Below are 6,868 nucleotides of genomic sequence, written 5' to 3' on the forward strand. Positions count from 1 at the left end.
CATGAAATAGCGGTTCAGGAAAGCCTGCAACTCGGGAGAGCGGCTCATTCCGTCAATTCCTCGTACAGACCTACCGCAATCGTCTGCACGGACCCACTTGAGCCAAGCCCGATCGCCGCGCCCAGCGAGTCCTTGATCAGCGTTTGCGTGGCATGCTTGATCTGGGTGGGGGTATGACGTTTGACCAGCTCACCGGCGGCCTGTCGCAGCTTCAGCTGCTTGGCGGTCAGGGAAGGATGCTTGAGCATCAGGAGTTCACGGGTGAGTGTCTTGCGCTGCTGCCTGCTCAGGGAACGCATCAGCTGGTACCAGTTGGTGCCGGTGGCCGCCTTGCGTACCTGAAGGAAACGAAGGGTCGAAAGCCCGGAGGCGCCGACACCGAGGAGTGAGACCGCATCGAGCACGGGGGTTGCAGCCTGGTACCAGGTCTCCTGGTCCATGGCGTCATTGGCCGCAGGATCGTTGAGCTCGTTGAACGTCCTGGCGACGCCGATCAGGCACTGACCTGTGCTGGCCGTGGCCGCCGCGTAGCCCACAGCGGTCAGGGCGAGGCTCGCGCCCGCCGAGAAAGGCACGGCGATCGTCCCGCTGAACAGCACGACCCAGCCGAGAAACGCGCCGGCGCACGAGGCCGTCATGCTCACCGCCTCCGACACCACGCGCGACTCGCGCGGGTTGGTCTGCAGCTGCGACATGAATTGCGCTGGCGCGATGTATTTCGGTGCTTCTCGCAGGATCACCCGCTTGGGCTGGAGACTGCAGACAGGCTGGAACTCGCGCAGCACCACCACGTTGTACTCGGCGTCGATATAGACGACACCCGCACCCACGATGCCGGGGTCTGCATCGATACCCGCAAACAGCCTCGGCAGATTGATCTTTGCTTCCACCCGCAGACGCGCCACGGCCTGCGCGTTGGTGGCCAAGGGATTGGACAGAAGGTTTGTCACAGGGCGACTTCCTTGCACATGAAGGGGTGTAAGCCGAGGGGCGTCGCGCGCCCCCCGGTTTCACATCAGACGTTCGGGCAAGGCACCGGCGCCCAGTCACCGATGTCCGGGCTGTTGCACATGCCGTTGATCTGGGCTTCACCGGCCTTGGCCACCTGCTGGAACTCGGCCTTCTTGCTGGTGGCGTTGCGCAGGGTCTGCTCGGTGGCCACCGCTTCCTTCGGCACCACTGGCAGCTTGGTCTTCTTGACGGCCTTGGCTTTCTTGGCACCGGTCGCCTGCTTCGGCGCCTGGGCTTCAGCAACCACGGTGACGTCGGCACGCTGCACGCCGACCTGTTTCAGGTCCTGCTCGTAGGCCTGGGTGTAGTTGTCGAGGTTCTCATCCAGACGACCGCTGACGACACCGGTCAGCTTGTTCGATTCCTGCAGACCCGAAACGATTTCGGCCAGGCGCTTGCGGCCTTCGGTCTCGTTGATGCGGTTGGCCTTGCGGCCATTGAGCAGGTTGGTGAACTCGCGCTGGTAGCAGCTCTGCGACGCCTTGGCGTAGGCCGTGGTGCGGTCCATGTCGGCCGCGCTCTTGTCGATGTCGGCGGCGTAGGAGGCAATGCGCTGCTTGTCGTCGCTGATCTGCTTCTGGCGCTCGGTGTAGTAGCCCGCCGCACCGCCGACCAGGGCGCCGCCTGCCGCGCCGATGGCAGCGTTGCGGCCACGGTTGTCACCGTCGACCAAGGCACCGGTCAGGGCACCGCCCACCGCGCCGAGCAGGGCACCGGTCGCCACCGAACGGGTCAGGTCGGAGTCGGTGGAGCGCAGGTGCTGGACCGGCTCGTAGCAGCTTGGGTAGTACTCGACCTTGGTGGTGGCGCCTACCTTGGACACCGGCGAGCTGGCGCATCCGGCCAGCAGCACGGTGCTCATGCCTGCGGCCATCAGCAGCGTGGTACGGGCCTGGGCGGCGGTGAACAGGGAGTTTCGAGTAAAGCGCATGTTCAGTTTCTCTTCTGGGTTGTACGTGTCCGGGCAGCGTCATGCCACCCGGGATTCCGTTCCTGGGGTTACAGCATTCACGGTCTCGGAGCGGCCGATGCCAGCAGCTCCTTGAGGATCGTCGCCGGATCGGCCCGCCGGTTCTGGCGGTACTCCCCGACGTGGCGGACGAACAGGGTGGCGCGGGCCTCCAGGCTTTTGCCCAGGACCGGCTTGCGATTGAGTTCTTCCTTGACCCGCTGGAACTGCGCCTGGATCACCGCATCGGTGTAGCGCGTGCCGCTGGCAAGGTTGTCGATGTAGATCGCCAGCGCGCCGTCGAGGGCGCTGCGGCCGTTGGCGATGGCGGCGCCGAACATCCGTGCGCTGGTCTGGTCGCCCGAGGCCTGGGCCTTGGCCTGGGTGGCGCGCAGGTTGGTCAGGCGGATGTTGTAGTTGTTGAGGGTCTCGGCCACCAGCGCGGCGGACTGGATGAGGTTGCCGGCGGCTTCCTCGCGCTGCCGGGCGATCAGCGAGACATTGCGCTTGAGCTCTTCGTTGACCAGGCCCAGCTCGGCCTGCAAACGAGGATCGGCGGTGCCGGAGATGATGCCGTCGAGGCGTTTGGTCGGGTCGTCGGCATCATTGATGTCGTCGGTCAGGCTCGCCAGGCGGCCTTCCTTCTGCCACTGATCAAACAGCTCCGCATAGCGCGAACGCGGGGCCGACAGGGCACCAATGGCCAGGCGCACGCCGGTGGTCTCGTTACGCTGTTCGGTCCCGTCGGCGCCAAACAGCGGATACTCCCGGCGCATGCCGGTAAACAAGGTGCCCTCGCCTTCCAGGTAATTCCCACCCTTGACCACGAAGCCGCCATAGGCGCCCTGGCGGCGGCCCGCATGGACCATCTGGAAGGCCTCCTGGACCATCTCGGCCGCGTTGCCGATCACGTCGAACAGGCCCAGAGGATTGGGCAGCCGGGTGCCGATCGGCAACAGTCGGGCAGCCTGCCCGGTGCCGCCGGCAACCTGGTTGAACACCGCCCAGTCGGCCAGCGGGCCTTCGCTATCGCTGCCCTCGACCTTGCGCGGGAACAACCGACCTTCCAGCGCCTGGCGGCTGACTTCGGAGCCGCCGCGCGCGGCGAATTCCCACTCGACCTCGGTCGGCAGGCGAACAAAGCCGATGCCACCGTCCTCAGTCTTGCTGCCCCGGCCGCTGACAGGCAGCAGCTCGCGGTGGTGCTTCATCAACCAGGCGCTGTACACCGCGGCGAAACGCTCGGCCTCGAAGCGCGACAGCCCCACCTTGGGCAGGCGCCCGGCAACGCCTGTCACCGGCTCGCAGGCTGGCGGCTGCTCGCTGCCGGCCAGCGACTGCGCCTGGGCCATCACCTGGGCGTACTGGCGCGCGGTGAGCTCGTACTTGCCGATGAAATACATCATCGGCTTGAGCGGGCTGCCGGCCTGGACCTTGGGCAGCTGGGGCGAGACCTGTTCCTGCCACTGCGCCGGCAGGTCGGCCAGGCTGAACTGACCGTTGATGAAGTCGCGCCGGTAGCCGGAAATGAACGACTGCCGGTAGCCGGCCTCGCCTTCGCTGAACGGGTAGCCCAGGCTGACCTCGCGGTCGTCCAGGCTGCCTTGGGCCAGCACGTAGACATGGCGGAAGACCATTTCCCCGCCACAGGGCAATGGCAGGCTGACATCGCCGGGCAACGGCTTGGGGTTGTCCAGCTTGTCGGTGGAAACGGCGGGAGCCGCCTGGGTCTGGGCCGTTGCCGTCGGCGCATCGGTCAGTGCATCGGTCGGTGCATCGGTCGGTGCATTGTCCGGTACGTTGGTTGATGCATTGTTCGATGCAGTGGCCGGCACGCTGGCCGACGCCTTGGCCGGGGCATCGCTGTCGCCTGGGGAGCACGCGGCCAGGCCCATGGCGGTGAGGATCAGGGCCACGGCCCCGAGGCGAAATTCAGACATCACGGATTCCTTCGCAAGCATCGATCCGCGCCACCCGCCAGCCGCCCAGGGCGGCCGCAAGGGTGCTGGCCAGCAGGACGGCGAGCAGCGCGATGAAATAGTGCAGGGGCAGCAGATGGCTGGCGTATTCGCCGGGCACCTGCATGAAAAGCCGGTTCAGGCCTTGCTCGGCCAGGGCATACAGCAAGGCCGCGAAGGCGGCGCCGAGCACCCCGCTGAACAGCGCCTGGAGCACCACGAACAGCAGCAACGCGCCAGTGCCCAGCCCCAGCAGGCGCAGCACCGAGAGCTCGCGCTGCTTGCGCTCCACCGCTGCGACCGCGCCCGCGGCGATGGCCGCGATGGCGCCAGACACCGCCAGCGCGGTGATGATCCAGAACACCAGGTCGAGGTTGCGGCTCAGGGACTGCACCTGGGCAATCTGCGCCGCCTGGGTGGACACCAGCACGCTGCGCTCGGCGAAAAACTGCCGCAGCGGCTCGACGTCGCCAAGCGCACGGGCATACAGCCGAAACGCCGGGTACACCCGCTGGTCCGCCACCGCCTGGGCCTCGCCAGGCCAGTCCAGCGCGGGCACCGCGCGACCGTCGCGGTAATCCTCCGCGGCTTCGAGCAGCGCCAGCGATGCAAACAGGCCATCGCGTTCAAAGGCGGCCAAGGGCAACACCGCCACCACCTGCAGGCGGGTCTGGCGCCATTGCAGCTGGCCCGCCTGCTGGCGACTGAAGCTTGCCACCAGTTGCTCACCGGGCTGGACCCCAAGCTTTTGCGCGGCGGTCGCGCTGAGCACCACCTGCCGGAGGCCAGCGGGCAGCGGTGCGCCTTGCAACAGCGGATCACCGGCGGCGCTCGGCAGCATTTCGACGGTCACCGCACGCCCCTTTGCCGGCAGCAGCAATTCGGCGGTCGCGGCGATCTGCCGGGTACGCGGGATGGCGAAGGCCACATCGTTACGCGCCGACAGGCGAGCGACGAAGGTGGCGTCGAAGCGCCCACCGCCCAGAGGAATGATTTCACGCACGCCAGGATCACGCTGCAGCCGCTCGGTCAGGCTGCCGACCAGGCCGAACTTGAGCCCGAACAGCACCAGCAGCGGCGCGATCACCGCTACCAGCGCCAGCACGCTGCACGCCGAGAGGCGTGCATCGTTGCGGTAGTCTTGCCAGGCGAGGCTGGCGATTAGCAGTGGGCGCCTCATGACACACGCTCCAGGGTGGCCGTCACGCCGCCATCGGCATCGCGCCGGCAGCCCATGCGCAGCACGCCCAGGCCGGCGCCGCGGGCCAGCTGTTCGTCATGGGTGGCGATCACGCAGGTCACCCGGCGCGCCTGTGCCTGGTGTAGCAGCAGGCTCATCACCCGCGCGGCATTGACCGGGTCCAGCGCCGCGGTCGGTTCGTCCGCCAGCAGCAGCGCCGGTTCATGCGCCAAGGCACGCGCGCAGCTGACCCGCTGGCGTTGACCGAGCGACAAGGCGCCGGGCCGCTTGCCCAGCTGGTGGTGAACATCCAGCGCCTCGGCCAGGCGCTCGACGCTGCCGTCATCCGCCTGCCCCAGCAGTTGCCGTGGCAGGCGGATGTTGCCGCGCACATCGAGAAAACCCAACAGCCCGCCGGCCTGCAGCACATAGCCCAGGTGCCGGCTGCGCAGGGCGGCCAGCCGGTCGAGCCGACGGCCGCGCCACAGCCCGGCGATGTCCTGCCGGCAGCCGTCGATGTCGAGGCTGAAGCCTGCCGCCGTGTCGGGCGCCAGTACCAGCGCCAGCAGGTCGAGCAAGGTGCTCTTGCCGCAGCCGCTCGGCCCGACCACGGCGACCTGCTCGCCCGCGTCCAGGCACAGCCCGTCGATCTCGAGGCTGTAGCGCTGGCTGCCCTCGCCGCGCGTCTTGCGCACCCCCTGCAGGCTGATCATCACGGCAGCGTCGACAAGGGGACACGGTACAGGGCGTCACCCGGCTCGGCGTTGCCGAAGCGCACCCAGTTGGCCAGGTCGTTGTGGAACGTCTCGTAGAGGCGGATCTTCGACTCGAGCTCGTCGATGAAATCTTCCTGCTCGGCGACCGACAGCGACAGCCACAAGTCCTGGGTCATGCTCAGCGCCTTGCTGCGGTACGGCAGGCCGTCGAGGTACTCGCCGAGCACCCCGCTGCGGGCCAGGTTCGCGCCCTTGCTCAGTGCCCCCGGATCGCGGCTCATGTAGGCACTGGCGCTGGCGATCTCGTTGAAGAAATCCGCCGGCGAACTGCGGGTCTTGCGCGCCGCGTCGACAATCAGCTTGAGCGACTGCTGCAGGTCGTTGAGCTGCAGCTTGGTCATCATCACGCACACCTGCAGGGCCGGCAGGGCCGGGTTGGTCAGGTCGCGATCGGCGGTCCATGCGCTCACCAGCTGCGGCGCGCGGCTGGCGCTCTGACGACCGAGAAAATCCATGTGCATGGCATAGCCGATGGCCTGGGACTTGACCGCCAGGCTCGAGGCCGACGTTGGCCGCGGCACGGCCTGCGGCTGCTGGTTGCGCACCTGGTGGACCAGCTCGGCGAAGGTCGATCCGATTTCGCGCACGCGCTCACCGAACACACCGACATCGCCGCCAGGTACCGCGACATACAGGTCGCCGATCCGCGGGTTGCTGTCGGCGGTCAGCACGCGGTACTGCTGCTCGGCGCTGGCATGATTGTTCTGCCCCGCCGGCGTGCGCAGGTGCAGCGCGTAGATCTTGATCTGCTTGCTCAGGGCGGCCTGGCGGACCTCGGCCTCGTTCATGTGGGTGCTGCTGTAGGGGTCGTTCTTGCGCAGCGCGCCCGCATCGCTGACCAGCAGCACGATGCGCCCGCCATAGCCGCTCCAGTCCATGCCCTCGACCGCCTGCATGACGCCGGCGAAGGCATCCTCGTTGAACGAATGGCTGGAGACCGAGGTGGCCCTGACCTGCGTCGCGGCCTTGAGGAAGCGTGCCGGGTCGCGGCCGT

General features: G+C 67.5%; 5 protein-coding genes and 1 pseudogene. All 6 read right to left on the bottom strand.

Annotation, left to right across the window (positions count from 1 at the left end; translation table 11 throughout):
* Positions 1 to 44: 44 nt before the first annotated feature.
* Positions 45 to 938: an NAD synthetase gene (locus VJS90_RS05800; protein WP_414704897.1), complete on the bottom strand. Its 894-nt coding sequence runs from the start codon at positions 936 to 938 to the stop codon at positions 45 to 47.
* Positions 939 to 1,015: 77 nt separating this feature from the next.
* Positions 1,016 to 1,942, bottom strand: coding sequence for a type VI secretion system-associated lipoprotein TagQ (tagQ, locus tag VJS90_RS05805; protein ID WP_324119947.1), 927 nt, complete (start codon positions 1,940 to 1,942; stop codon positions 1,016 to 1,018).
* Positions 1,943 to 2,019: 77 nt separating this feature from the next.
* On the bottom strand, positions 2,020 to 3,900 hold the full coding sequence (locus VJS90_RS05810) for a formylglycine-generating enzyme family protein (protein WP_324119948.1): 1,881 nt from the start codon (positions 3,898 to 3,900) through the stop codon (positions 2,020 to 2,022).
* The gene (locus tag VJS90_RS05815) at positions 3,893 to 5,098 is read right to left on the bottom strand and encodes an FtsX-like permease family protein (protein WP_324119951.1); all 1,206 of its coding nucleotides are present in this window, start codon (positions 5,096 to 5,098) and stop codon (positions 3,893 to 3,895) included. The genes VJS90_RS05810 and VJS90_RS05815 overlap by 8 nt, the downstream gene beginning before the upstream one ends.
* On the bottom strand, positions 5,095 to 5,811 hold the full coding sequence (locus tag VJS90_RS05820; RefSeq protein WP_324119953.1) for an ABC transporter ATP-binding protein: 717 nt from the start codon (positions 5,809 to 5,811) through the stop codon (positions 5,095 to 5,097). Before VJS90_RS05820 ends, VJS90_RS05815 begins: the two co-directional genes overlap by 4 nt.
* A pseudogene (locus VJS90_RS05825) lies at positions 5,811 to 6,868 on the bottom strand (serine/threonine protein kinase); the annotation flags it as partial. The gene VJS90_RS05820 and the pseudogene VJS90_RS05825, both read right to left, overlap by 1 nt.

This window comes from Pseudomonas sp., from assembly GCF_035277045.1.
GTDB lineage: Bacteria > Pseudomonadota > Gammaproteobacteria > Pseudomonadales > Pseudomonadaceae > Aquipseudomonas.